Genomic DNA, 24,126 nt, shown 5'->3' with positions numbered 1-24,126 from the left:
CGCACCTCAAACACCGGAGGGGCCGGAATTCCCGGCCCATGCCGGGAAACGCTGCCTCCGAAGCCAGCTAGGCTGGGTTTTCCGCCGACAAGGCTCAAGTTGCCGGTGGCCCGGCAACTTGAGCCCGCCTGGGGGTACTCCCCTACGCCTGGCGGCGTGGGAGGTGCCCCCGTCCACGCCGCGCTCGGGGTCCCCCAGGGCGTAGGGGGAGGGTCCAGGGCGCAGGCCCTGAGGCGTGGCAGGTCTCAGGCGCGCAGCTCCGCCGCGACCAGTTCCGCGATCTGGACCGCGTTCAGCGCCGCTCCCTTGCGGAGGTTGTCGCTGGACAGGAACAGCGCGAGGCCGTTCTCCACGGTCTCGTCGTCGCGGATGCGCCCGACGTACGACGCGTCCTTGCCAGCCGCCTGGAGCGGCGTCGGGATCTCGGAGAGTTCGACCCCGGGCGCGTCCTTGAGCAGCTCGTACGCGCGCTCCACGCTGATCGGACGCTCGAAGCGGACGTTGACCTGAAGCGAGTGGCCGGAGAACACAGGCACCCGCACACAGGTGCCGGAGACTTTCAGCTCGGGGATCTCCAGGATCTTGCGGGACTCGTTGCGGAGCTTCTGCTCCTCGTCCGTCTCGAAGGAGCCGTCGTCCACGAGGTTGCCCGCCAGCGGTACGACGTTGAAGGCGATGGGCCGCTTGTAGACGGCGGGCTCCGGGAACTCCACGGCGTCGCCGTCGTGCGTCAGCCCGGCGGCCTGGTCCGCGACCTTCCTGACCTGGCCGTCGAGCTCGGCGACTCCGGCCAGTCCCGAGCCGGACACGGCCTGGTACGTGGTGGCCACCAGCGCGGCGAGACCGGCCTCGGCGTGCAGCGGGCGCAGCACCGGCATCGCGGCCATCGTCGTGCAGTTCGGGTTCGCGATGATGCCCTTGGGGCGGACCTTGATCGCGTGCGGGTTGACCTCGGAGACGACCAGCGGGACGTCGGGGTCACGGCGCCACGCCGAGGAGTTGTCGATCACGACGGCGCCCTGCGCGGCGACCTTCTCGGCGAGCGCCCTGGAGGCCGCGCCACCGGCCGAGAAGATCACGATGTCCAGTCCGGCGTAGTCGGCGGTGGTCGCGTCCTCGATGGTGATCTCGCGACCCTCCCACTCGATGACGGTTCCTGCCGAACGGGCGGATGCGAACAGCCGCAGCTCGTCGAGGGGGAACTTCCGCTCGGCGAGGATGTTGCGCATGACTCCGCCGACCTGACCGGTGGCTCCGACGATTCCGACCTTCACGGACGACTCCTTCATGCGTGTCTGTGTCTACGTGCCGCCCATGATGCGTGTGTGCCCGGCCGCCTTGTCCAATCCATTGTCCCCAATGTCCGGGAAGCGGGACGGGGCGAGCGCTCCGAAGAGCACCCGCCCCGCCGTACACCTGTCGGACATCTGCTACGGAGTGACCTTTTCGATCACGACGCTGCCCGCGCCCGCGGGCGTACCGCGACCGGTCTGCAGTTGCACCTCACCGAAGAACTGACGTCCCTCGGGAGCCGGGCCGGCCACCAGAACCTCGGCGCTGACCTGCGCCGATGCCCCATTGGCCAGCTTGACCGGCGTCGCGGAGTCGACCTTGATCGAACCGAACGACGGTGAGAAGAACACATCGCGGTAGTCGTACTCGGTGGTCCCGGCCGGCACGGAGTAGCCGTCGACCACGACGCGGTACGTACCCGCGGCCGGCTTGAGCAGGCTGACCGCCTCCTCCGAGTCGCCGTCCGCGGCCAGGCCGACCTGCTGAGTGCCCAGGTAGACCGCGAGGTCCAGGTCCGCGTTGGTGTCGGAGACCCCGCCGATGGCGATGTCCAGACGCTCGACGCCCTCACCGATGGTGACGGTCGACTCCTGCACCTCACCGTTCTTGATCGACGGACGGGCGACCTTCGCCGAGCCCAGCGGACCGCCGGCGAGCTTGCCGTCGATGGCGGCGAAGCCGTTGCCGACCGTCCACTCGACGGTGGCCGGCGTGCCGACCTTCGCCTCGGGGAGCGTCTTGACCGCCGGGTCGAAGGTGGCCCCCAGCAGCGTGACGTCCAGCTGGTACGGGTTGTTCAGCAGCGGCGACGTACGCCGTGACTCGACCTCGATCTCCCACACGCCCGGCATCGGCTCGGCGTACGCGCGCACATCCGGCCGGCACGTGTTCGCCGGGCTCGTGTAGTTCGGGTAGCAGAAGATCGTGGAGCTGTCCTCCACCGGGACGCCGTAGGGGTGGATCCCGATGAACCGGGTCTGGCTGTCCTTGGCGAGCCCGCCGAGCGCGACCTCGAGGTTCTTCGCGCCCTCGGGCACCGTGATGAAGTACGACGTGTGGCTGTTGCGCTGCACCGAGCCGGACGCCGAGAAGGCGTACGCGGGCGTGGCCAGCTCCTTGGACACGACCACCGTGGCGAGGATCTGCCGGTCCACGCCCTCGGTGCGCCCGTCGTCCAGTTCCAGGATCGCGCTGTGCACCCCGGCGGTACCGGCCTTGGCCTCGACCTTGACGGTGACCGGCGTGTTCAGCGGCAGCGAGACCGTGTCGCTCCCGGGCAGCCTGAAGGTGCCGTCGTTGTTCTTCCAGTCCAGCTCGTGCCGTACGGCGCGGTCCGGTCCGGTCGTACGGGTGATGACGACGTCGTACGACTTCTTCTGGCCGGTCTTCAGACCGCCCTCGCGGTCGTAGAGGCCGGTGCCGAAGCCCGGGGTCTTCAGCGCGAAGTCGATCGCGGTGTCGACCGGCGCCTTGACGGCGTACTCGTGGGCGGTGGCGCCGTCCTCGATGGACTCCCACGCGTCGACGACGTCGATCAGGCCGGAGCCCTGCTCATGCGCCCGCACTCCGGAGATCCGGCCCGCGGTGCTGGTCAGCGCGGTCCGCAGGGTCGCCGGGGTCAGTTCCAGATTCCGCTGCTTGGCGGCGGACAGCAGCAGCGCGGTCGCGCCCGCGGCCTGCGGCGAGGCCATCGAGGTGCCCTGGAGCATGGAGTAACCGGCCGGGAGCTTGTAGCCCGCCTCGGCGACCGGGCCGCCCGGGGACCAGGTCTGGGTGGTGTTGATGGCCGCGCCGGGCGCGGTGATGGTCGGCGTGAAGCCGCCGTCCTCGCGCGGGCCGCGGGAGGAGAACGGCATCATGGCGTACTTCTTCTGCACCGCCGACCCGTAGTTGACGGCCCAGGTCTCCTTGGAGATGGACGCGCCGACCGAGATCACCTTGTCGGCGACGGCGGGGTCGCCGAGCGTGTTGGTACCCGGACCGTCGTTGCCGGCCGCGATGACCAGCTGGACGCCGTAGGTGTCGATCAGCCGGGTGTAGAGCTCGGAGCGGGCGTTGTTGCCGTCGTTCAGCGGGGGCAGCCCGCCGATGGACATGTTGACGATGTCCACGCCGCGGTCGATGACCAGGTCGGCCATGCCCTCGGTGAGCGCGATGTTGGTGCAGCCGCCTGACCAGGTGCAGGCGCGCGAGGAGACCAGCTTGGCGCCGGGGGCGGCACCGTTCATCTTGCCGCCGAAGAGGCTGTTGGCGGCGGTGATCCCGGCGACGTGCGTGCCGTGCGAGCCCTCGATGACGCCGATGTTGACGTAGTCGGCCTTGGCGCCCGCGGCGTTGTAGACGACGTCCTGGCGGACCTCGATGACGAACGGGATGCGCTCGACGACCTCGGTGGCCGGGTTGTCGGTGCCGAAGTAGCCGATCTGGAAGCCGTTCTTGTACGGCTTCATCACGGTGTCGTTGGCGAAGTTCGCGTCGTTGTCGAGGTCGACGCGGGCGGTGCGGGTGCCCGGGTCGTAGAGCACGCCCCACACGTCGGTGGTGTCGCCGTCCCGGTTGAGGTCACCGGCCATGTCGCCGCCCATGGTGGCGGACTCGTAGAACAGGTTGAACTTGTACGCGCCCGCCGGGGCGCTGTACGTACGCCCGCTGACCGCGAAGGTCGGCCCGCTGACATCGAGCCGCATCTGCCGCCAGGTGCCGTCACTGTCGGCCACCGGGTCGGTCGCGGTGACCCAGTCGACTATCTTGCGCTCGCCGGTGGTCGTCTTCTGCAGCGCCGGGTGCCCGATGTCGACACCCGAGTCGAGGATGCCGATGGTCACGCCGCGACCGTCGGCCTTGGGATTCTCCTTGACGAAGTCCACCGCGCCGGTCTCGAAGGACGGGTTGTACGGGTTCTTCGCCGGGGTCTTCTTCCCGGGCGCCGGGTACGCCGTCGTCTGCGCGCTCGCGGTCCGCGCGCCCTTGGCGGTGTCGCCCGCCGGGGTCGCGTCGTCCAGCTTGACCTCGTGCTTGAGGTCGATGCCGTGGACGCTGGAGAGCTTGGCCGCCGCCTTGAGCGCGGCCTCCGCCCGGGCGGTGGGCAGCGTGGCGCGTACGTAACCGAGCTGGTCGTACGTCCTGCCGACCGAGGCGCCTTCGACGGCGTCCAGCTGCCCGGCGACCTGCTCGGTCGCGCCGGGCGCGGTGGCGACCATCACGGTCACGGTCTTCTCGCCCTCGGCCTCGGCCTGGGCGAGGAGTTCGGCGTCGGCCGAACCGAGCTTGTCGGAGGGCTTGGCGGCCTTGACGCCGGCCGCGGTGCCTGCCGGATCGTCGGCCGGCGCGGCCCAGACGGCCGGTGCGGCGCCGGTGGCGATCAGCGCGGCCACCAGCGAGGCGGTGGCCGCGATACGGGCCGCGCGTCTGTGCCCGGGCGTGGAGCGCCCTGACTTGGAACTCGGGGATTCGAGGGTCATCAGCATCCCTGTGTGGTGAAGAGAGGGTCCGGAATTCGGTGCCGGATGACCGGTCAGCCTCTCGTACACGACAGGGGTTTGTGGAGAGTTGGCGGGAGCGGGATGTGGTCATGGCGCACATCCGCCACTGCGGAGCATGCGCCATGCGGAACAAATAGGGCTGGTTCTGCCTGGTTCTGTCTGTCCGTCAGTTGTCGCGGGTGCGGGCGTAATGCCGGGAGGCCTTGGCACGGTTGCCGCAGATGGCCATGGAGCACCAGCGGCGGGTGCCGTTGCGCGAGGTGTCGAAGAAATGCAGGACGCACGCCTCGTGCGCGCACGCGCGGATGCGGCCGGGCGCGGTGCGCAGCAGATCCAGGTGCCCGCGGGCCGCGATCCAGCCGGGCCCCCAGGAGAGGTCGGCGAACTCGGGCTCTTCGCCCGGCCCCTGTGCGGTGAGCGTGGCGCGGATGCGGCCGTGGCCGAGCACGTCGTCGACGCGTGCGATCGCCGTGGTGTCGCCAGGGCTGTCCACGAGGGTGCTGAGCGCCTCGCGGGCGATCAGGGTCCGCTCCAGGGTGGCTTCATCGGCGGTGAACCGGTCCGCGAGGCCGTTGCTCGCCAGCCAGACGCGCAGCCCGTCGACGCTGTCCAGCAGGTCCTGGCGCCCGCCGTCCCCCACCCAGCGGGTGTTGAGCAGGTCGAGGGAGACGGGCTCGCCGACCAGTGGGCGTGGGTCGGGTGTGGCGGACATCCCTGGCTCCTCTCGCCACCGGATCCCTTGGCTAACCGCTCAAGTTTACGTGACCGGTTGACGCTCACGGAAACTAACCCCTAAAGTTGAGTTAGGCGGTTACTCCGCCCCGACGACCAAACCTCGACCGGACCTCGACCGGACCTTCAGAGAGGCGCGCCATGACGGCAACCAGCACCCTGCGTACGGGCCACATCGGCCTCAACGTCACCGACCTCGACCGTTCGCTCCCCTTCTACGGGGACACCCTCGGCTTCGACACCCTCGGCGAGGGCAAGGAGGACGGCCGCCGTTATGCCTTCCTCGGCCGGGACGGGCAGCTCGTCCTCACGCTCTGGCAGCAGGCGGCCGGGGCGTACGCACCGGCCCTCGCCGGGCTGCACCACCTCGCCTTCGAGACGGAGACCATCGAGCAGGTCCGCGCCGCCGAGGCGCGGCTCAAAAACCTCGGCGTCGACTTCGCGTACGAGGGTGTGGTCGCCCACGGCGAGGGCGCGGGCTCCGGCGGGATCTTCTTCCACGACCCTGACGGCACACGTCTGGAGATCTACGCCCCGTCCGGCGCCGAGGGCGCACCCGCGCCGACCGCCGCCGCGCCCACCTGCGGCTTCTTCTAAGGAGTTGGCTGCTGTGGGCGCGTATCACTCTGGCTCGCTGGCCGTGCAGGACCGCGTCGGCGTACGCGAACAGGCGGCGCACGTCGGCCGTTCCATCGGCGCGGGCATCAAGCCGGTGGCCGCCGCCTTCCTCGGGCTGCAGCCCATGCTGGTGCTCGGCGCGGCGGACGGCGAAGGCCGGATGTGGAGCTCGCTGCTGACCGGTGAGCCCGGTTTCGTACGGGCGACCGGGCCGCACACCGTCTCGGTCGCGGGCGGGGTGCACCAGGAGGATCCGCTCGCCGGTGTCCTCGCCGAGGTTGACACGCCCCTCGGCACACCCGTCGGGACGATCGCGCTGGACCCGCGCACGCGGCGGCGGATGCGGATGGGCGGTACGGTCCGCCCGTCCGCGCGCGGGCTGGTGATCGAGGCCGACCGGGTGTTCGCCAACTGCCCGAAGTACCTTCAGAAACGGGAGTTGTACACCCCGTACGCACCGGTCGACGCGGCGGTCGACGGGGATGTGTGGCGCGGCGAACAACTCAGCGCGGCTCAGGAGAAGTTCATCCGCGAGGCCGATACGTTCTTCATCGCGACCGGTACGTCGGACGGGCTCGATGCCGGCCACCGCGGCGGCAACCCCGGCTTCGTACAGGTCGCGTCGCCCACCACGCTCGGCTGGCAGGACTATCCGGGCAACGCGATGTTCCTGACGCTGGGAAACCTGGAGAGGAACCCGCGCGCGGGACTGCTGTTCCTGGACTGGAGCACCGGCACGACGCTCCAGCTCACGGGCACGGCGCGCACCGAGTACGCCGCGGCCGGCCGGTTCACCCGGTTCGCTGTCGAACGGGTCGTCCAGACGGACGCGGCCAGCCCGTTGCGCTGGTCGGCCCCCGAGTACTCACCCGCCAATCCTCCGCTCCGGTAGCCGCTCAGCGGGGAAGCACCACCACATAGGCGGCGGGATCCTGGTCCGCCGCCGCCATCAGAGCCGTACGGACCACGGTCGCCTGCTGCTCCGGGTAGTCCCGCAGCTTCTTCGGCGTGAGGTGTACGACGGTGATCCCGAGCCGCTCCAGTTGCTCGCGCTTACGGGCGTACTGCGACCACAGCGCGTCCGCGTCGCGGCGGGAGGCGCGGGTGTCCAGCTCGACGGCGACGGCGAGCTCGGGCCAGTAGGCGTCCACCCCGCCGAGGTGGGGGCCCCCGCCGGGCAGGCGCAGGTCCACGTTCCAGACGGGCTCGGGCAGCGCGTACGCCCGCACCACCTCGTACAGCCGGTCCTCGGCGGCGGCCCGCCCCTCGGCGAGCAGCAAGTCGACGGCGTCCACGACATGCGGCCGGGCGAGCAGCCGCGCGCGGGTCAGCTCCTTGACGACGGCAGCGGGTTCACAGTGCCCGTCGCGGACCGCCTCGGTGAGCAGCCCGCGTACGGCATGGGCGTCGGCGAGCTGCGCGACGGCGTCGGCGAGGGCGCGGTGCACGGGGGCGACGGGCAGCCCGGTGATCTCTTCGGGTCTCGGCAACGCGTGCGCCCGCACCAGCCGGGCGCACCCGGTCGACCGCAGCCGCCGGGTGCGGGGCACGAGGACGTCGATCCGGTCGAGCGAGAGCAGCGGCGGCGCGGTGGAGAACCGCCGCAGGGCGAGCGCGGCCAGCCCGGTGATCATGGCCTCTCCGTAAGGATTCGCGGCGGGGTTCCTGGCCGCGCCCGGTCGCCCCTGCGCGCCGCCCCGCCCGCCCCGGCCGCCCTGCCCGGGTACGGGGGGCCGCCCGGCGTAGAGCAGCGCGCCGTGCAGCCGCTCTTCGCTGGTCGGGGGCCCGGGGTGCAGGACGTACACACCGGGAAGCAGCAGCTGCCAGGGCCCGCCGGGCAGGCACTGGGAAGCGATCCGGGCAGGCGGGACGCCGTGCGCGCGCAGCTGCGCGACGGACATGACGCGCCGCTGCACCGCGGAGAGATGGGAGAGGGGACGGGGCGAGAGAGGGGTGTTGTGGTTCATGTCGTAAGAGATGCCCGTGGCTGGAGGGGTGGCTAACCACTGTTACGCTCTCGTCGACAATTCGGGACAAGCCAGCCCTAAAGTACGGGCGTTCGACTGCCGAGAATGTCCGTTTTACGTCGCCCGCGCACCTCAGGGCCTGCGCACCTCGAAATGGAAGCAGCCGTACTCCACCGCCCTGACGTGGACCAGCGCCACCCGCGGGTCGGCGAAGGCCTCCGCGAACGCCGCGTCGAACCCTTCGGCGGCCGTCTCCGGGATCTCCAGGAGGCGGCCCCCGACGATGCGGCCCTCCGTGTCGTAGCGGCGGAGCGTACGCAGAGCGCCGGTCCTGGCGAAGGGGTACGCCGGTGAGGGCCCGGGTCCTTCGCACTCCTCGGCATGGATGAAGACCGGCCCCTGCTCGTCGTACGCGCCCGGTTTCGCCCATGTCTCGGCGGCCCAGCGGCGCAGCGGCGCGTACGAGACGAGAGCGACGCGCTCGCCGGTCCTGACCGGCCTCAGACAGCAGCGCAGCGGATCGCCGCCCTCCGTGGCGGTGAAGGGAACACAGGGGCGGCCCGCGTCGTCCATGGCGCGGAGCTGCTTGAGGGCGGCGGGGTCTATGGGGCGTGGCGTGTAGGTCGTCATGGGTCCAGGGTTCCGCGCCGGAACCCTTGGCGCTGGCGGGATTTGGCCGTCGCGTTCGCGGCCGCGCGTGGCAAGATCCGTCCATGACACAGATAGCCAAGGGCGGCAATCTGCCCGTGCCCGCCGAGCCCCTCAATGTCGCGGTGAGCTGGAGCGCGGGCCCCGGAGTGCCGGACGTGGATGTTTCCGCGCTGCTGCTCGACGCGAGCGGACGCGTGCGCGGGGACGCGGACATGGTCTTCTACAACCATCGCGAGCATCCGTCCGGCACGGCGCGCCATCTGGGCAAGTCGGCGGGCGCGGCGGGAGCGCAGGCCGACTGGCTGTGGCTGGACCTGGCTCGCGTCGAGCCGGCTGTGGACCGGATCGTCGTGTCGGCCTCCGCCGACGGCGGCGCCTTCGGGCAGATCCCCGGGCTGAGCATCCGGGTCGACACCGCGGCCGGGCTGCCCGTCACCCTCTATGTGATCGACGGCGCGACCACCGAGACCGCCTTCCTCTTCGGGGAGTTCTACCGCCGGATGGGCGGCTGGAAGTTCCGTGCCGTGGGGCAGGGGTACGCCTCCGGGCTCGCCGGACTCGCGACGGACTTCGGGATCGCGGTGTCCGACGCCACGCCCCACGACGCCACGCCCATCGACGCCGTGCCCGCACCCGCCCCGACCGCCCCGACCGGGGCCGGTGCCGGTGCCGGTGCCGGTGCCGGTGCCGCCACCTTCGCGCCCTTCACCCGCCAGGGCCGCGGCAAGGAGACCGTCCGATGCGGCCCCAGCGTGCCGTCCGGCTGGGTCCTCGTCGAGATCGAGTATCCGGGCGGCGATTACGCCTCCATCGAGATCTGCGACGAGTACGACCGCGCCGAGGACTACCTGCTGGCCGCGTACGACGGCGAGGGCTACGGCCGTACGCTGGCCACCGCTCCCGGGGACCGCGCGCTCACCCTGCGTGTCGATTGCGACGCCGACTGGGTGATGCGCGTACTGCCCCTGGCGCACGCGCGCCTGCTCACCGGTACCGGCACCATCGAAGGCCGTGGCGCCGACGTGCTGCTCTACGAGGGCCCCGGCTGCGTGCTGGACTTCTCCCACCTCGGCGAGAGCAATACCACCGTCTACCTGCACACCGACCCCGCGGACGACTACGCGGAGCTACTGGTCAACGAGGCCGGCATCGTCGACGTGTCCGCCCCGGTGGCCGGCCCCGGCGTGCTGCGCATCGCCGGCGACGGCCACTGGAAATGCGCCGTACGCCGTTGAGGCAAGCGTGGAAGGATGGCTGCAAATGTCACGAACCGAGGAGATGACAGCGTGCCTGGCACGAATCTGACCCGCGAAGAGGCGCAGCGGCGTGCTCGTCTGCTGACCGTCGACTCGTACGAGATCGAGCTCGACCTGAGTGGGGCGCAGGAGGGCGGGACCTACCGCTCGATCACCACCGTCCGCTTCGATTCCGCCGAGGACGGCGCGGAGAGCTTCATCGACCTGGTCGCCCCCGCCGTGCACCGGGTGGAGCTGAACGGCAGGTCCCTGGATGTCGCCGCCGTCTTCCGCGACTCGCGGATCGCGCTCCCGCACCTGCACGCGGGCCCGAACGAACTGACGGTCGTCGCGGACTGCGCGTACACCAATACCGGCGAGGGCCTGCACCGCTTCGTCGACCCGGTGGACCAGCAGGCGTATCTCTACACGCAGTTCGAGGTGCCGGACGCGCGCCGTGTCTTCGCCTCCTTCGAGCAGCCGGACCTGAAGGCGACGTTCCAGTTCACCGTGACGGCCCCCGACGGCTGGACGGTGATCTCGAACTCGCCGAGTCCGGAGCCCAAGGACAGCGTCTGGCGCTTCGAGCCGACGCCCCGGATCTCCACGTACATCACTGCCCTGATCGTCGGCCCGTACCACTCGGTCCACAGCAGCTACGAGAACGGCGGCCAGTCCGTGCCGCTCGGCGTGTACTGCCGTCCTTCGCTGGCCCAGTACCTGGACTCCGACGCGATCTTCGAGGTCACGCGGCAGGGCTTCGACTGGTTCCAGGAGAAGTTCGACTACGCGTACCCCTTCGCCAAGTACGACCAGCTGTTCGTGCCGGAGTTCAACGCGGGCGCGATGGAGAACGCGGGCGCGGTGACCATCCGCGACCAGTACGTCTTCCGCTCGAAGGTGACGGACGCGGCGTACGAGCGGCGTGCCGAGACGATCCTGCACGAGCTGGCGCACATGTGGTTCGGCGATCTGGTCACCATGGAGTGGTGGAACGATCTGTGGCTGAACGAGTCGTTCGCCACCTACACCTCGGTCGCCTGCCAGGCGTCCGCGCCGGGCTCGAAGTGGCCGAACGCGTGGACGACCTTCGCGAACTCCGAGAAGACCTGGGCGTACCGGCAGGACCAGCTGCCGTCCACACACCCGATCATGGCCGAGATCCGCGATGTCGAAGATGTGCTGGTGAACTTCGACGGCATCACGTACGCCAAGGGCGCGTCGGTGCTCAAGCAGCTCGTCGCGTACGTCGGCATGGAGGAGTTCTTCAAGGGCGTCCAGGCGTACTTCAAGGCGCACGCGTACGGGAACACCCAGCTGTCCGATCTGCTGGGCGCGCTGGAGGAGACCTCCGGCCGCGATCTGAAGACCTGGTCGCAGAAGTGGCTCCAGACGGCGGGCATCAACATCCTGCGCCCGGAGATCGAGGTGTCGCCGGAGGATGGCTATGTGACCTCGTTCGCCGTACGCCAGGAGGCCCCGGCGCTGCCCGTGGGCGCGAAGGGCGAGGCGACGCTGCGCCCGCACCGGATCGCGATCGGCTGCTACGACCTGGACGAGAGCGGCAAGCTGGTCCGTACGAACCGGATCGAGCTGGACCTCGCGGCCGACGAGCTGACGGATGTGCCGTTCCCGCAGAACACCCGGCGGCCCGCGGTGATCCTGCTCAACGACGACGACCTGTCGTATGCGAAGGTCCGCCTGGACGAGGAGTCGCTGCGGGTCGTCACCGCGCATCTCGGGGACTTCAGCGAGTCCCTGCCGCGCGCCCTGTGCTGGGCCTCGGCCTGGGACATGACGCGCGACGGCGAGCTGGCGACCAGGGACTACGTCGCCCTGGTGCTGTCCGGCATCGACAAGGAGTCGGACATCGGCGTCGTCCAGTCGCTGCACCGCCAGGTGAAGCTGGCGATCGACCTGTACGCGGCGCCCGAGTGGCGCGAGACGGGTCTGGCGCGGTGGACCGAGGCGACGCTGGAGCGGCTGCGCGACGCCGAGCCGGGCAGCGACCACCAGCTGGCGTGGGCCCGCGCCTTCGCCGCCACCGCGCGGACGCCGCAGCAGCTGGAGCTGCTGCGGGCGCTGCTCGACGGCTCCGAGACGATCGAGGGCCTGGCCGTGGACACCGAGCTGCGGTGGACGTTCGTGGAGCGGCTGGCCGCGGTCGGCCTGCTCGACAAGGACGGGATCGCGGCGGAGTACGAGCGCGACAAGACGGCGGCGGGCGAGCGGCACGCGGCGACGGCGCGCGCGGCCCGGCCCACGGCGGAGGCCAAGGCGCAAGCCTGGGCGTCGGTCGTGGAGTCCGACAAACTGCCGAACGCCGTACAGGAGTCGGTGATCGCGGGCTTCGTCCAGACCGACCAGCGTGAGCTGCTCGCTCCGTATGTGGAGAAGTACTTCGCCGCTGTGAAGGGTGTGTCGGAGACTCGCAGCCACGAAATCGCCCAGCAGATCGTGGTCGGGCTCTACCCGTCGCTGCAGATCGCCCAGGCCACCCTGGACGCGACGGACGCGTGGCTGGCCTCGGCCGAGCCGAAGCCGGCGCTGCGGCGGATGATCCTGGAGTCGCGCTCGGGCGTCGAGCGCGCCCTGAAGGCCCAGGCAGCGGACGCGGCAGCCGCCACTGTGACCAGCTGAATCACCGGCGCCGACCGGAATGGATCCGCCCGTCTCCTGCACCGGCAGGGGGCGGGCGGTCCGCGTTGACTGCCCGCCGCGACGTGCCTGTGTGGATTTGTCGCCCTGGATGATGCCCGAGATGATGCCCTCGGACGTCCTTGACCTGGATTTTGCAAGGTGTTCGCTCGGAGTGTCGCCCGGACCGGGGATTGACAAGTGAAGTGGTCAACTCCTTTGGCAGCAAGCCGATATGCTCCCCGACATCATTTGATCTTTCTATCAATGACCCGAGGGTTGAGGGTGTTAATGGTCCGAGAGCAATCGCGGCCAGGGATTTCGCGGCCCGCCGCGTCATACACGTGGATACTGCCCGCTGTCGTGACCGCGGTGGCGACCGCGCTCACCGTGGCGCTGGTCTCCTCATCAGTGCGGGCCCCGGTCGCCTGGATCGGCGGCGCAGCGGTCATCGCGGTCGCCATCGCCGCCGGTGAGGCCACCCGGCGGGGCCGGACGGTCGCGGAACTCCGGGACAGACTCGCCGCGCAGCAGATCGCGCTGACGCAGCAGGAGACCGAGACCGCACGACTGGCCGAGGTGCTGCTGCCCGAGGTGGTGCAGCGCCTGAGCAAGGGTGAGTTCCCCGAGGACGTGCTCGCCTCGACCGCGACGGGGGACATGTACACCCCGCAGGGGGCGGGACTGACCCCCGGCTTCAAGGCGGCGCACCAGGCGGTGCTCTCCACCGTAATCAACACCGTCTCCGCCGAGGAGGACCTGCGCGATTCGGCGCAGCGGGCCTTCGTCAACATCGCCCGCCGCGTGCAGGCGATCGTCCACCAGCAGGCACAGGAGCTGCGGGAGATGGAGGACCGGCACGGCCGGGCCCCGGACGTCTTCGGCGATCTCCTCCGGATCGACCACGGCACCGCGCTGATCGGCCGGCTCGCCGACTCCATCGCCGTACTGGGCGGGGCGCGCCCCGGCCGCCAGTGGAGCAGGGCCGTCCCGCTGTACAGCGTGCTGCGCGGCGCGATGTCGCGGATCATCGACTACCAGCGGGTGGATCTCCACTCGGTCTCCGAGGTCGCCGTCGTCGGCCCCGCCGTCGAACCGCTGATCCACGCGCTCGCCGAGCTGCTCGACAACGCCACCCGCTACTCGCCGCCGCAGACCCGGGTCCATCTGACCGCCGTCGAGGTGCAGTCGGGCATCGCCGTCGAGATCGAGGACGGCGGCGTGAACATGAGCGAGGAGGCCCGCAAGCGGGCCGAGCGCATGCTCCGCCAGGCCCAGCAGGGCATCGACCTGAACGACCTGGGCGAGACTCCGCGCCTGGGCCTCGCCGTGGTCGGTCGGCTGTCGCAGGCGTACAACTTCCAGGTCGCGCTGCGCTCCTCCGCCTACGGCGGGGTACGAGCGATCCTCATCATCCCGAAAGACCAGATCACCACGGCCGCGTCCGCGACCGGCCTCGCTCATGGCATCGGCACCTCCTCCGGGCCCAGGCCCGCCGCGGAGATGCCGTCCGAGCTGCGCCGTCCGGCGGCCACCACCGGACCGCGGGCGTCGGCGTACGAGGACGAGCTGCCCGTGGTGACCGAGCGGGCCGCCAACGGTCTGCCGCAGCGGCGCCGCAAGGCCCCGCCCATCGCGCCCGTCGCTCCCGCCCGGACCGCACCGGAGCCCGAGCCCGAGTCGCAGGTACAGCCAGGTGTCTGGCTGGCTGCCTTCCAGAGCGGCCTGTCCGGTGACACCACCGCGGAGGACGCAGAAGACAGCGACGCCCCTTCGGCGTCGGCTAGCAAGGGGAAGCAGCAGTGATTCAGCAGCGGGCCAATATGGACTGGATGCTCAAGGACCTGGCGGAGGGCGTTCCGCAGACCCGCCATGTGGTTGTGCTCTCCGCGGACGGTCTGCGTATCGCCCAGTACGGAGCGGACACCGACACCGCCGACCGGCTGGCCGCGGCCTGCGCGGGACTGCAGAGTCTCGCGGGCGCGGTCGGCGCGGAACTCCCCCACAGCGAAGGGAAGATGAGGCTGGTCGTCATCGAGATGGACGGCGGCTTCTTCTACCTGATGGCGGCGGGCGCGGGGGCCTACCTCGCGGTGCTGGCCGACGAGGGGGTGGACGCGGGGCTGATGGGGCAGCGTATGCGCGATCTGGTGATCCGGATCGGAGAGCATCTCAGCAGCCCGCCGCGGCGTGACGGACAGACCGCGTGAGTGAACCGGGCGGCCGGGGCTGGGAGGACGACAGCCCCGAGCGGCTCTACGTCATCACCGGCGGCCGTAGCGGCTCTTCCGCCCCCACGCTCCTCGACCTGGTCACGTTAATAGTGGCCAGGTCAGGGCCCAAATCAGGAATGCAGCCCGAGCACGAGGCGATCGTCCGGCTGTGCCAGGCGCCTCTCTCGGTGGCTGAGATCTCCGCCTATCTGAGCCTTCCGGTCAGTGTGGTCACCGTGGTCCTCAGCGACCTGCTTGCCGAGGGCAAGGTGACGGCACGCGCGCCGGTCCCGCCCGCTCAACTTCCCGACCGCGCTTTGATTGAGGCAGTGATCGATGGACTTCAGAAGCTCTGAGACGGCCGTCGGGCCGCGGAGTGAGGACGTGCTGCCGGAGACGGCGACCGCCGCGGTCAAGGTGGTGATCGTGGGCGGTTTCGGAGCCGGCAAGACCACCCTCGTGGGTTCGGTGAGCGAGATCCGGCCGCTGACCACCGAGGAGACGATGACCCAGGCCGGGGTGGGGGTCGACGACACCCAGGGCCTGGAGCGCAAGACCTCGACGACCGTGGCCATGGACTTCGGCCGGATCAGCATCAACGACCGGCTGGTGCTGTACATCTTCGGCACCCCGGGCCAGGAGCGCTTCTGGTTCCTGTGGCGCGGCCTGTTTGAGGGCGCGCTCGGCGCGGTGGTGCTGGTCGACACCCGCAGGCTGGAGGTCAGCTTCGATGTGATCGGCCGGCTGGAGGAGCGCGGCGTGCCGTTCGTGGTGGCCGTGAACTCCTTCCCGAACGCCCCCGACCACCCCGTCGAGGACCTCCGTACGGCCCTCGACCTGCCCGCCGCCGTACCCATAGTCATCTGCGACGCCCGGGAGCGGAGCTCCAGCCGCGACGTCCTGATGACGCTGATGCGTTACCTGCAGTCACTTGCCGTTGCCAGGGAGGCATCTTGAGCAACCGCACCCCACCCCCGGGCTTCAGCAACGGCCCGCACGAATGCCCGGTGCAGGACATCGGCCGGGCGATCGCGGACGGCTGTTGATCTCCTCCCCGCCGTGAACGGCGGGGATGCCCAACACGGTCGTCCGACCGGCTGAGCGGGTTCCTGTTTCACAGGTTTCACAGGCTCACGGCCGCACAAGGCGCCCGGCCGTCCGCCACGGCCGGGCTTCCGCCGAGTCGGGGACGGGGGCGTCAGCGGCCTTGCGAGTGCGCCTCCGCTGCTCGTCCGCGCCGTCACTGCGCGGCTGGACATGAAGGCCGGGCGCTCCTACCTTCCGGCCCATGGAGCGAAGACCAAGGATCGCCCTCCCCCTGGCTGCCGCTACGCCTCATCCAGGGCGCGGAGGCCGGCGGCGGCAAATGCGCAGGTTGCTCCCGCAGTTATTCCGGTGTCACAGCCTGGGCCGCACCGATCCGCGTATGGAGACACAGTCCTGGAAAGGCTACACGCCGATCAGTACTATCGCCTCTAGTTGATCACTCTAAGTGCCGGTTCTGCACGTTCCTGTGCATGTTTTGGCCGGGAGTGCTCGCGCCGACGACTGACAGGGGACCAACATGGCCAAAACGATGGCCGTTCCACCGACCTACGCACCCATACCTTCGGCCATTCACCCGCATCATGCGGCAGTCAACGCCGGTACCGCGGTCTGGGCGGAGAAATTCGGCATCGGGTCGACGGAGTTGCGCAGTCGGCTCGTGCGGCAGGACATTGGCACGTTCGCGGCCCGGATCCTGCCCGAGGGTCAGGATGAGGTCGTTTCCCTCCTCGCTGATTTCGTTCTGTGGCTTTTCGGGGTGGATGACGGATACTGCGAGGAGAGTGAACTGGGGCACCGTCCAGGCGAGTTGGCCGGGGTGCTTCAGCGTCTTGTGCGGGTGGCCCAGAATCCCGAGGTCACCTTCCTCCTGGACGATCCGCTGGCCAACGGCCTGCGCGACCTGAGGCTCCGTGTCTCCCGCTACGGCACGGTCGGACAGACGGCGCGCTGGGTGGACGCCCTGCGGGAGTACTACCTCTCCGTGGCGTGGGAGGCGGAGTTCCGCAGGACGAAAACCGTCCCGGACCTCAACGACTACACCCTGATGCGCCTGTACGACGGTGCGACGACCGTGGTTTTCCCGCTGCTGGAGATGGGGCACGAGTATGAGCTCCAGTCGCATGAACGAGATCAGGAGGCTGTGCGGGCCGCCGGCGAGATGGCTTCGCTGATCATCACCTGGGACAACGACATTTTCTCCCACCACAAGGAAAGCCGGGGAAGCGGCTACTACCTCAATGTCATCAGGGTCCTGACACACGAGTACGGCCTCAGCCAGCGCCAGGCCCTGACCAGGGCCATAGCGCAGCGGGACCGGGTAATGGTGCTGTTCCTCCGCCTGCGCGAGGCGCTGCTGGAGCAGGCCAGCCCGCAGCTGCGGCAGTACCTTCACAGCCTCGGGACCTTCGTCAGGGGGTCTCAGGACTGGGGCATCAGTTCCCTGCGCTACACCACCCCCGAAGATCCGGCCTCTCTGCCCTCCACCTTCCGCGAGACGCCCACAGACGCCAGCGACGAGCCGCTGGACATCCCCGCCATCTCCTGGTGGTGGAATCTCCTGCCGCCCGGCACCGCGCCGCAGGGACACCAGGCACCGCGTCAGGCCGAACCCGTCCCCGCCTGACCAGTGCGGCAGGGCGCGTAGAGCACCAGAAAGGAATCCCCCCACGATGCCAGTTGCCTTGAAGCAGGTCCCCCGGGTGCCAGGCGGTGTGCCGCTGATCGGACACACATGGAGTCTGGGACGTAGACCGCTCGCATTCCTCAGATCACTGAGTGAGACCGGCGACCTCGTCCAAATAGAGCGAATAGAGATCGACACGGGGGCGAGGTCCACCGTCGGCAGCGCCGACTGATACGGCCCATGTTCCACAAGAGGCAGATCGCTGTCTACGCGGACACCATGAGCCGCCGCGCGCAGGCGATGGCCCATCGAGACTCTGACCGAGAGCGGATAGGCCTCGGGCTGGGACGCCCTGTGGAGCGTCCCAGCCCGAACATTTTACGTGAGTAGCAGGTGGTCAGTGCTGCTTCTTGGACTTGTCGAGGACGACGACCAGGCCCGCGATCAACAGGAAGAGGCCGATCGGCGCGGCGACGTAGAGGCCGAGCGTATCGACCACGCTCAGGCCGGGGCCCGGGTCGTCACCGTCGTCGCGGTTCACCGCGAGCGCGGGCGACGACATCAGCAGCATCATCAGCGTCGTACCGGCTGCGACGACGCCGGCGCGCAAAGCGTTCTTCTTGTCCACGATGCCAACGTAGCGAACGGCCGACCGGGGCGCGCGCCCGGGGTCCGCTAGGCACTGCTAGGCACTGCTAGGCACTGCCTAGGGAACGAAGACGTCCATCAGCGCGCGCAGCCGGGGCGAGGCCGCGAGCTCCTCCAGGGTGACCGGCCGCCCGTCGGCGTCCGCGATGGGCAGCCGCCAGTTCGGATACTGGTCCCAGGTGCCGGGCAGGTTCTGCGGCCGGCGGTCGCCGACGGCGTCGGGGAGCCAGACGCCGACCATGCGGGCGGGGGTGCGGAGCAGAAAGCGGTAGACGGCGCGGATCTGCTCCTCCTCATCGTCTGTGTGGGCATCGTCTGTGTAGGAGGACAGCAGGCCGAGCCACTCGGCGACATCCGCGGCGTCCGCTGCGCGCTCCTGTTCCAGCGGGCGGGTGAGCAAGCCGAGCCGGTGGCGCAGCAGCACATGGTCGCCGCTCAGCCGTGCCGCGGTGGAGGGCAGATCGTGGGTGGTGGCGGTGGCCACGCACCCCTCGCGCCACTCCTCGGGCGGCAGCGGACCCCCCGTACCGGCCCAGTCGCGCTCGAACCAGAGCACGGAGGTGCCAAGCACGCCCCGCCGCGAGAGGGCCTCGCGTACACCCGGCTCGACCGTGCCGAGGTCCTCGCCCACGACGAGCGCGCCCGCGCGGTGGGCCTCCAGGACGAGGACGGCGAGCATGGCCTCGGCGTCGTAACGGACGTACGTACCGTCGGTGGGCGGGCTGCCCTCGGGGACCCACCAGAGCCGGAACAGGCCCATGACGTGGTCGATACGCAGCGCGCCCGCGTTTCGGAGGAGGCCGCGGAGCAGTCCGCGGTACGGGGCGTAGCCCGACGCGGCCAGCATGTCGGGCCGCCACGGGGGCAGGCCCCAGTCCTGGCCGCGCGCGTTGAAGGCGTCCGGCGGCGCGCCGACCGACATCCCGGCGGCGAAGGCCTCGCGCTGCGCCCAGGCGTCCGCGCCGCTCGGGTGCACGCCGACGGCCAGATCATGGACGATGCCGACGCCCATGCCCGCCTCGCTCGCCGCCTGCTCGGCGGCGGCGAGCTGCTGGTCGGTGAGCCAGACGAGGCGGCTGTGGAAGTCGACCCGGTCCAGCAGCCCGCGCCGGACCCGCGCGGTCTCCGGCGAGCGCGGGTCGCGCAGGGCGGCGGGCCAGCTGTGCCACTCGGAGCCGTACACCTCGGCGAGGGCGTACCAGGTGGCGTGGTCCTCCAGGGCCTGACCCTGCTCGGCCAGAAACTCACGGTAGGCGGCGTGCCGCCCGGGCCCGAGGGGGATGCGGCACAGGATCTCCAGGGCCTCGCGCTTCAGCGCCCAAACGGCGTCCCGGTCGATCAGCGCGCCCTCGCGCAGGACGGACGCGCGCAGGCCGGCGGCCCGGTCGCGCAGGCCGTCGAGCAGCTGCCGGTCGGCGGGCCCGGCGTACGCGTACTCGGGGACGGCTTCGACGCGCAGATGGACGGGGTCGGGGAAGCGCCGCGAGGAGGGCCGGTAGGGGGAGGGGTCGGTGTGGGCGCCGGGCACGGCGGCGTGCAGGGGGTTGACCTGCACAAAGGAGACCCCGAGGGCCCGGCAGGACCAGGCGGCGAGCTCGGCGAGGTCCCCGAGGTCGCCCATGCCCCAGGAGCGGGCGGAGAGGAGGGAGTAGAGCTGGACGAGAAGCCCGTACGAACGCTCCCGGGCCTGCGGCACCTGCTCGGGCGCGACGACGAGGGTCGCGCGGCCGGTCCGCCCGTCGGGTGCGGTGACGGTCAGCTGGTGGACGCCGAGGGGAAGGCGATCCCACGGAGGCGACTCGACCTCCTCGACGTCCTCCCCCTCCTCTGTCTCCTCTGTCTCGACGCGGATCGCCGTGCGCTCGGGGAGCCCTCTCAGCGCCGCGGGCAGCTCCCCGTCCCCCCGCCACAGGACCACCGTCGGCGGCAGCAGCCGACCCGTCGCCACGGATTCGGCGCGGGCCAGGGCGTCACGTACCGCCGCGGGCGTGGACGCGTCGACCCCCAGCGCGGCGAGGACGGCGACGACCGTGGGAGCGGGGACCGGGACGGTAACGCCCGCGGAGGGCTCGTAGGCGGTGGCGACTCCATGCAGTGCGGCGAGCCGGGCAAGGCCCATGCGGACTCCTTCAGACCCCTGGGGACTCCGTGCCGCCCGCCGTGCCGGGGGCGGTCGGCTCGCTGGTGAGGGGTGCGGTGTCGGCGAGCGGCGGCTCGCTGGTCAGGGGGGCGGCGGCGGCGAGCGGGGGTTCGCTGGTCAGCGGGCCGGGGCCCGGGATCTGTTTGGACAGGGCGGATGCGGCCACAGTGATCACTCCAAAGAGACGGTAGTGGGACACAGCAGCCCTACCCAGCGGGCACGCCCGCAGACGTACACGTCCCGTGAAGATCTGCAGAATCTTCAGATTTTCAGGGTCTTCCCAGCAGGAAGGCCCGGATCTAGGCGGAGATGCCGTCGATCCGGGCCATCACGTCGTCCGCGCCGTACGGCTGCAAGTACGGCAGCCAGCGCGGGTCCCTATGCCCGGTCCCGATGATGCGCCACGCGAGCCCGCTCGGCGGGGCGGGCTGATGACGCAGCCGCCACCCCAGCTCCCGCAGATGCCGGTCCGCCTTGAGGTGATTGCAGCGGCGGCAGGCGGCCACCACGTTGTCCCAGGCGTGCTGTCCGCCGCGGCTGCGCGGAATGACATGGTCGACGCTGGTTGCGACACCACCGCAGTACATACAGCGCCCGCCGTCGCGGGCGAAGAGCGCTTTGCGGGTGAGGGGGACGGGCCCTCGGTAAGGGACACGCACGAACCGTTTGAGCCGGACGACGCTGGGCGCGGCTATGACACGGGTCGCGCTGTGCATAAAGGCGCCCGACTCCTCGAGGCAGAGAGCCTTGTTCTCGAGTACGAGGATGAGTGCGCGGCGGAGCGGTACGACGCCGAGGGGCTCGTACGACGCGTTGAGGACCAGGACGTGCGGCACGGTGGATGCCTCCTTGTACGCCGGCGGCGCGTGGCTCGCGCCGGGACGATCTGCTCTTCAGTCTCTCCTCATGCCAGGTCCGAACGCCACCACGTAGTGGTAACGGGCTCGAGGTGTTTTGAAGCACACCCCGGTGCACACTCCATTTTCATCCCCGGGTGAGCCTTGTCTCTCCCTCGAACAGCACAACGGAGTACGCCGGGTGCCCCGTTAGGGTGGGTGGGCTGTCGCCGCTATATCTGGAGGTTTGCCCCGTGTCCTGGCCCGTATTTTTGGCCGCCGATCCGTCGCCCGAGCCAGGCTTGTCCCAGCCGGGCTCGCTCGACGAGGCCGCCAAGCAGGCGGGAGACGCCGCGGGCTGGGTGGAGCAAAACTGGTCCACCTGGCTGAACACCGGCCTGCGCATCCTGCTGATCCTGGCCATCGCGATCCTGCTGCGGATCGCCATCCGCAGAACGCTGACCAAGCTGATAGACCGCATGAACCGCTCGGCCCAGGCGGTCGAGGGCACGGCGCTGGGTGGTCTGCTGGTCAACGCGGAACGCCGCCGCCAGCGCTCGGAGGCGATTGGCTCGGTGCTCCGCTCGGTCGCGTCGTTTGTGATTATGGGCACGGCGGGCCTGATGATCATGGGGGCGTTCGAGATCGATCTGGCGCCGCTGCTGGCGTCGGCGGGCGTCGCGGGCGTGGCGATCGGATTCGGGGCGCGCAACCTGGTCACCGACTTCCTGTCCGGCGTCTTCATGATCCTTGAGGACCAGTACGGCGTGGGCGACAGCGTGGACGCGGGGGTCGCGTCGGGCGAGGTGGTCGAGGTGGGCCTGCGGGTGACGAAACTGCGGGGCGACAACGGCGAGATCTGGTACGTACGCAACGGAGAGATCAAGCGGATCGGCAACCTCAGCCAGGGCTGGGCGACGGCGGCGGTGGATGTGGTGATCCGCCCCTCGGAGGACCTGGACCGGGTGCGCGCGTTGATCACGGGCGTCGGGGAGGACCTGGCGAAGGCCGAGCCGTGGAATGAGCAGCTGTGGGGGCCGGTGGAGATCCTGGGCCTGAACGAGGTGCTGCTGGAGTCGATGACGGTGCGGGTGACGGCGAAGACGATGCCGGGGAAGGCGCTGGGGGTGGAGCGGGAGCTGCGCTGGCGCATCAAGCGGGCGTTCGACACGGCGGGCATCCGCATTGTGGGCGGCCTGCCGCAGACGGCGGAGGAGTCCGTACCGGACCCGACGGCGACGATGGCGGCGCCTTCGGCGTATGCGTCGGCGACGTCGCCGCAGTCGATGGCGGCGACCCCGATCGCGCCGGTGCCGTCGCAGACGCCGCTGTCGAAGTAGCCGTACGTGCTGAAACGCGCGGGGCCCCTGCCGTACGAGGCGGCAGGGGCCCCGCTTCATGTCGGCGTCAGCTGACCGTCGCTGGGGCCAATTCCTGCGCGAGCCCGTTCGGCGACATCGCGCCAGCCCAGATGCGCAGCCGGTCGAGGCTGCCGCCGGTCCCGGAGTGGCGGCGTAGCCCTTCTGTGAAGCCCGGTCGGCGCACCTCAGACCCGCAAGGCACACCCGATCGATCAAATGACCGCCACAGGTAACGCTTTGACTGCCTACGTGGTGTCGGCCATTGACGCCTCCCTGACGTGCGGCCTATTTTGCCTCTCACAGAATAGGAAACTTTCCTAACAGTGCAGGGCAGCGAAAGGCAGGTGCATCCGTCGTGGCCGGAAACACCGGATCCGCCGGAATCACACCTGGCACGTCCAGAACGCCCAGTACGTCCAGCACCCCCGGCACCCCCCGCGTCCTTCGCGCCATGAATGACCGGGCCGCCCTCGACCTCCTCCTCGCGCACGGGCCCCTCTCCCGCACCCGCATCGGGAAGCTCACCGGCCTCTCCAAGCCCACCGCCTCCCAGCTGCTCGCCCGGCTCGAAGCCGCCGGGCTCGTCGTCGCCACCGGGACCACCGAGGGGCGGCCCGGTCCCAACGCGCAGCTCTACGCCGTCAACGCCCGCGCCGCCTTCGCCGCCGGGATGGACGTGACGCCCCAGCGCATCCGCGCCGCCGTCGCCGACATCACCGGTGCCACCGTCGGCGAGTTCGAGCTGCCGACCCCCAAGCGCCGCGCCCAGACCGTCGTACGCCAGGTCGCCGACGCACTCGACGGGGCCGTGAAGGCCGCCGGGCTCACCCGCTCCGATGTGCGCCGGCTCGTCATCGGGACGCCCGGTGCCTTCGATCCGTCCACCGGGCGGCTGCGGTACGCCTCCCACCTGCCCGGCTGGCACTCCTCCACCCTCCTCGACGAGTTGGCCGCCGCGTTGCCCATGCCCGTCGAGTACGAGAACGACGTCAACCTCGTCGCCGTCGCCGAGCAGCGCCTCGGCGCCGCGCACGGCCACCAGAACTTCGTACTCCTGTGGAACGAGGACGGCCTCGGCGCCGCCCTCGTCATCGGCGGGCGGCTGCACCGCGGCTTCACCGGCGGCGCGGGCGAGGTCGGGTTCCTGCCGGTGCCCGGTACTCCGCTGGTCCGTCAGGTGACCAAGGCGAACAGCGGCGGCTTCCAGGAATTGGCCGGTGCGCAGGCGCTGCCCCGGCTGGCGCGGGAGCTGGGCATCCAAGGCGTCGGGCACGGCCCGCACGCCGAGGTCGCCACCGAGCTGGTCGCGCGGGCGGCGTGCGCGGACTCCGGGCCGTACCGGCAGCTCCTCGACGCGTACGCGACCGGCCTCGCCACCGGTCTCGCCTCCCTCGTCGCCGTCCTCGACCCCGAACTCGTCGTCCTGTCCGGCGAGGCCATCGCCGCCGGTGGCGAACCCCTGCGCGAACGAGTCCAGTCCGAGCTCGCCGAACTCGCCGCCTCCCGGCCCCGCCTCGTCCTCGGCTCCGTACGCGAACACCCCGTCCTGCGCGGCGCCCTGGAGAGCGCCCTCGCCACCACCCGCGACGAGGTCTTCGACACCACCTGAGCAGCCCAGATCCCGTAGACCCGAACCGTCACA

General features: G+C 70.4%; 20 protein-coding genes. 11 read left to right on the top strand and 9 right to left on the bottom strand.

Annotated elements, in window-relative coordinates; translation table 11 throughout:
* Positions 1-245: 245 nt before the first annotated feature.
* The 3 genes from ACIHCQ_RS09475 to ACIHCQ_RS09465 form a co-directional block, all read right to left on the bottom strand.
* Positions 246-1,274 carry an aspartate-semialdehyde dehydrogenase gene (locus tag ACIHCQ_RS09475; protein WP_399659515.1) on the bottom strand — a complete coding sequence of 343 codons (1,029 nt, stop codon included), beginning with the start codon at positions 1,272-1,274 and terminating at the stop codon, positions 246-248.
* 156 nt (positions 1,275-1,430) lie between these two features.
* Positions 1,431-4,754 carry a S8 family serine peptidase gene (locus ACIHCQ_RS09470; protein WP_399659511.1) on the bottom strand — a complete coding sequence of 1,108 codons (3,324 nt, stop codon included), beginning with the start codon at positions 4,752-4,754 and terminating at the stop codon, positions 1,431-1,433.
* Between the two features lie 187 nt (positions 4,755-4,941).
* Positions 4,942-5,487: a CGNR zinc finger domain-containing protein gene (locus ACIHCQ_RS09465; protein ID WP_399659508.1), complete on the bottom strand. Its 546-nt coding sequence runs from the start codon at positions 5,485-5,487 to the stop codon at positions 4,942-4,944.
* 161 nt (positions 5,488-5,648) lie between these two features.
* Here ACIHCQ_RS09465 and ACIHCQ_RS09460 point away from each other — a divergent pair, with 161 nt between their 5' ends.
* On the top strand, positions 5,649-6,104 hold the full coding sequence (locus tag ACIHCQ_RS09460) for a VOC family protein (protein WP_399659506.1): 456 nt from the start codon (positions 5,649-5,651) through the stop codon (positions 6,102-6,104).
* A gap of 13 nt (positions 6,105-6,117) precedes the next feature.
* Positions 6,118-7,017, top strand: coding sequence for a pyridoxamine 5'-phosphate oxidase family protein (locus ACIHCQ_RS09455; protein WP_399659503.1), 900 nt, complete (start codon positions 6,118-6,120; stop codon positions 7,015-7,017).
* Between the two features lie 4 nt (positions 7,018-7,021).
* Here the strand turns inward: ACIHCQ_RS09455 and ACIHCQ_RS09450 are convergent, their stop codons facing one another.
* Both ACIHCQ_RS09450 and ACIHCQ_RS09445 read right to left on the bottom strand, forming a co-directional pair.
* On the bottom strand, positions 7,022-8,092 hold the full coding sequence (locus ACIHCQ_RS09450; protein WP_399659501.1) for a hypothetical protein: 1,071 nt from the start codon (positions 8,090-8,092) through the stop codon (positions 7,022-7,024).
* A 132-nt stretch (positions 8,093-8,224) separates the two neighbouring features.
* Entirely contained in the window at positions 8,225-8,722 is a 498-nt protein-coding gene (locus tag ACIHCQ_RS09445; RefSeq protein WP_399659498.1) for a DUF1203 domain-containing protein, read from the bottom strand.
* Positions 8,723-8,805: 83 nt separating this feature from the next.
* Between ACIHCQ_RS09445 and ACIHCQ_RS09440 the strand changes: the two genes are divergently transcribed.
* The 7 genes from ACIHCQ_RS09440 to ACIHCQ_RS09410 all read left to right on the top strand — a co-directional run bounded on the left by ACIHCQ_RS09440 (position 8,806) and on the right by ACIHCQ_RS09410 (position 17,499).
* A complete protein-coding gene (locus tag ACIHCQ_RS09440; protein WP_399659496.1) occupies positions 8,806-9,978 on the top strand; it encodes a TerD family protein in 1,173 nt (390 codons plus the stop codon).
* A gap of 51 nt (positions 9,979-10,029) precedes the next feature.
* Positions 10,030-12,618, top strand: coding sequence for an aminopeptidase N (pepN, locus tag ACIHCQ_RS09435; RefSeq protein WP_399659493.1), 2,589 nt, complete (start codon positions 10,030-10,032; stop codon positions 12,616-12,618).
* Between the two features lie 288 nt (positions 12,619-12,906).
* Positions 12,907-14,421, top strand: coding sequence for a sensor histidine kinase (locus ACIHCQ_RS09430; RefSeq protein WP_399659490.1), 1,515 nt, complete (start codon positions 12,907-12,909; stop codon positions 14,419-14,421).
* 17 nt (positions 14,422-14,438) lie between these two features.
* On the top strand, positions 14,439-14,825 hold the full coding sequence (locus tag ACIHCQ_RS09425) for a roadblock/LC7 domain-containing protein (RefSeq protein ID WP_399660017.1): 387 nt from the start codon (positions 14,439-14,441) through the stop codon (positions 14,823-14,825).
* Complete coding sequence (locus tag ACIHCQ_RS09420; RefSeq protein ID WP_399659487.1) at positions 14,822-15,184, top strand: DUF742 domain-containing protein; 363 nt, start codon at positions 14,822-14,824, stop codon at positions 15,182-15,184. Before ACIHCQ_RS09425 ends, ACIHCQ_RS09420 begins: the two co-directional genes overlap by 4 nt.
* Positions 15,165-15,785, top strand: a complete 621-nt coding sequence (locus ACIHCQ_RS09415) for a GTP-binding protein (protein ID WP_399659485.1) — start codon at positions 15,165-15,167, stop codon at positions 15,783-15,785. The genes ACIHCQ_RS09420 and ACIHCQ_RS09415 overlap by 20 nt, the downstream gene beginning before the upstream one ends.
* A gap of 607 nt (positions 15,786-16,392) precedes the next feature.
* Entirely contained in the window at positions 16,393-17,499 is a 1,107-nt protein-coding gene (locus ACIHCQ_RS09410) for a selina-4(15),7(11)-diene synthase (protein ID WP_399659482.1), read from the top strand.
* Positions 17,500-17,896: 397 nt separating this feature from the next.
* Here the strand turns inward: ACIHCQ_RS09410 and ACIHCQ_RS09405 are convergent, their stop codons facing one another.
* The 4 genes from ACIHCQ_RS09405 to ACIHCQ_RS09390 form a co-directional block, all read right to left on the bottom strand.
* On the bottom strand, positions 17,897-18,127 hold the full coding sequence (locus ACIHCQ_RS09405) for a hypothetical protein (RefSeq protein WP_399659480.1): 231 nt from the start codon (positions 18,125-18,127) through the stop codon (positions 17,897-17,899).
* A gap of 78 nt (positions 18,128-18,205) precedes the next feature.
* The gene (gene malQ, locus ACIHCQ_RS09400; protein WP_399659477.1) at positions 18,206-20,266 is read right to left on the bottom strand and encodes a 4-alpha-glucanotransferase; all 2,061 of its coding nucleotides are present in this window, start codon (positions 20,264-20,266) and stop codon (positions 18,206-18,208) included.
* A gap of 10 nt (positions 20,267-20,276) precedes the next feature.
* The gene (locus ACIHCQ_RS09395) at positions 20,277-20,552 is read right to left on the bottom strand and encodes a hypothetical protein (RefSeq protein ID WP_399660015.1); all 276 of its coding nucleotides are present in this window, start codon (positions 20,550-20,552) and stop codon (positions 20,277-20,279) included.
* Between the two features lie 34 nt (positions 20,553-20,586).
* Positions 20,587-21,123: an HNH endonuclease gene (locus ACIHCQ_RS09390; protein ID WP_399659475.1), complete on the bottom strand. Its 537-nt coding sequence runs from the start codon at positions 21,121-21,123 to the stop codon at positions 20,587-20,589.
* A 254-nt stretch (positions 21,124-21,377) separates the two neighbouring features.
* Between ACIHCQ_RS09390 and ACIHCQ_RS09385 the strand changes: the two genes are divergently transcribed.
* Positions 21,378-22,463, top strand: coding sequence for a mechanosensitive ion channel family protein (locus ACIHCQ_RS09385; protein WP_399659473.1), 1,086 nt, complete (start codon positions 21,378-21,380; stop codon positions 22,461-22,463).
* A 472-nt stretch (positions 22,464-22,935) separates the two neighbouring features.
* Positions 22,936-24,093: an ROK family protein gene (locus tag ACIHCQ_RS09380; protein WP_399659470.1), complete on the top strand. Its 1,158-nt coding sequence runs from the start codon at positions 22,936-22,938 to the stop codon at positions 24,091-24,093.
* Positions 24,094-24,126 lie beyond the last annotated feature (33 nt).

The organism is Streptomyces sp. NPDC052236, from assembly GCF_044548015.1.
Lineage (GTDB): Bacteria > Actinomycetota > Actinomycetes > Streptomycetales > Streptomycetaceae > Streptomyces.
This window is presented reverse-complemented; position numbering and strand designations above follow the sequence as displayed.

What these genes read in the sequence shown, in the direction of transcription:
- ACIHCQ_RS09450 (WP_399659501.1), bottom strand. Translation starts at nt 8,092, where the DNA reads ATGAACCACAACACCCCTCTCTCGCCCCGTCCCCTCTCCCATCTCTCC.
- ACIHCQ_RS09440 (WP_399659496.1), top strand. Translation starts at nt 8,806, where the DNA reads ATGACACAGATAGCCAAGGGCGGCAATCTGCCCGTGCCCGCCGAGCCC.
- ACIHCQ_RS09445 (WP_399659498.1), bottom strand. Translation starts at nt 8,722, where the DNA reads ATGACGACCTACACGCCACGCCCCATAGACCCCGCCGCCCTCAAGCAG.
- ACIHCQ_RS09470 (WP_399659511.1), bottom strand. Translation starts at nt 4,754, where the DNA reads ATGACCCTCGAATCCCCGAGTTCCAAGTCAGGGCGCTCCACGCCCGGG.
- ACIHCQ_RS09425 (WP_399660017.1), top strand. Translation starts at nt 14,439, where the DNA reads ATGGACTGGATGCTCAAGGACCTGGCGGAGGGCGTTCCGCAGACCCGC.
- malQ (WP_399659477.1), bottom strand. Translation starts at nt 20,266, where the DNA reads ATGGGCCTTGCCCGGCTCGCCGCACTGCATGGAGTCGCCACCGCCTAC.
- ACIHCQ_RS09465 (WP_399659508.1), bottom strand. Translation starts at nt 5,487, where the DNA reads ATGTCCGCCACACCCGACCCACGCCCACTGGTCGGCGAGCCCGTCTCC.
- ACIHCQ_RS09410 (WP_399659482.1), top strand. Translation starts at nt 16,393, where the DNA reads ATGGCCAAAACGATGGCCGTTCCACCGACCTACGCACCCATACCTTCG.
- ACIHCQ_RS09380 (WP_399659470.1), top strand. Translation starts at nt 22,936, where the DNA reads ATGAATGACCGGGCCGCCCTCGACCTCCTCCTCGCGCACGGGCCCCTC.
- ACIHCQ_RS09460 (WP_399659506.1), top strand. Translation starts at nt 5,649, where the DNA reads ATGACGGCAACCAGCACCCTGCGTACGGGCCACATCGGCCTCAACGTC.
- ACIHCQ_RS09415 (WP_399659485.1), top strand. Translation starts at nt 15,165, where the DNA reads ATGGACTTCAGAAGCTCTGAGACGGCCGTCGGGCCGCGGAGTGAGGAC.
- ACIHCQ_RS09430 (WP_399659490.1), top strand. Translation starts at nt 12,907, where the DNA reads ATGGTCCGAGAGCAATCGCGGCCAGGGATTTCGCGGCCCGCCGCGTCA.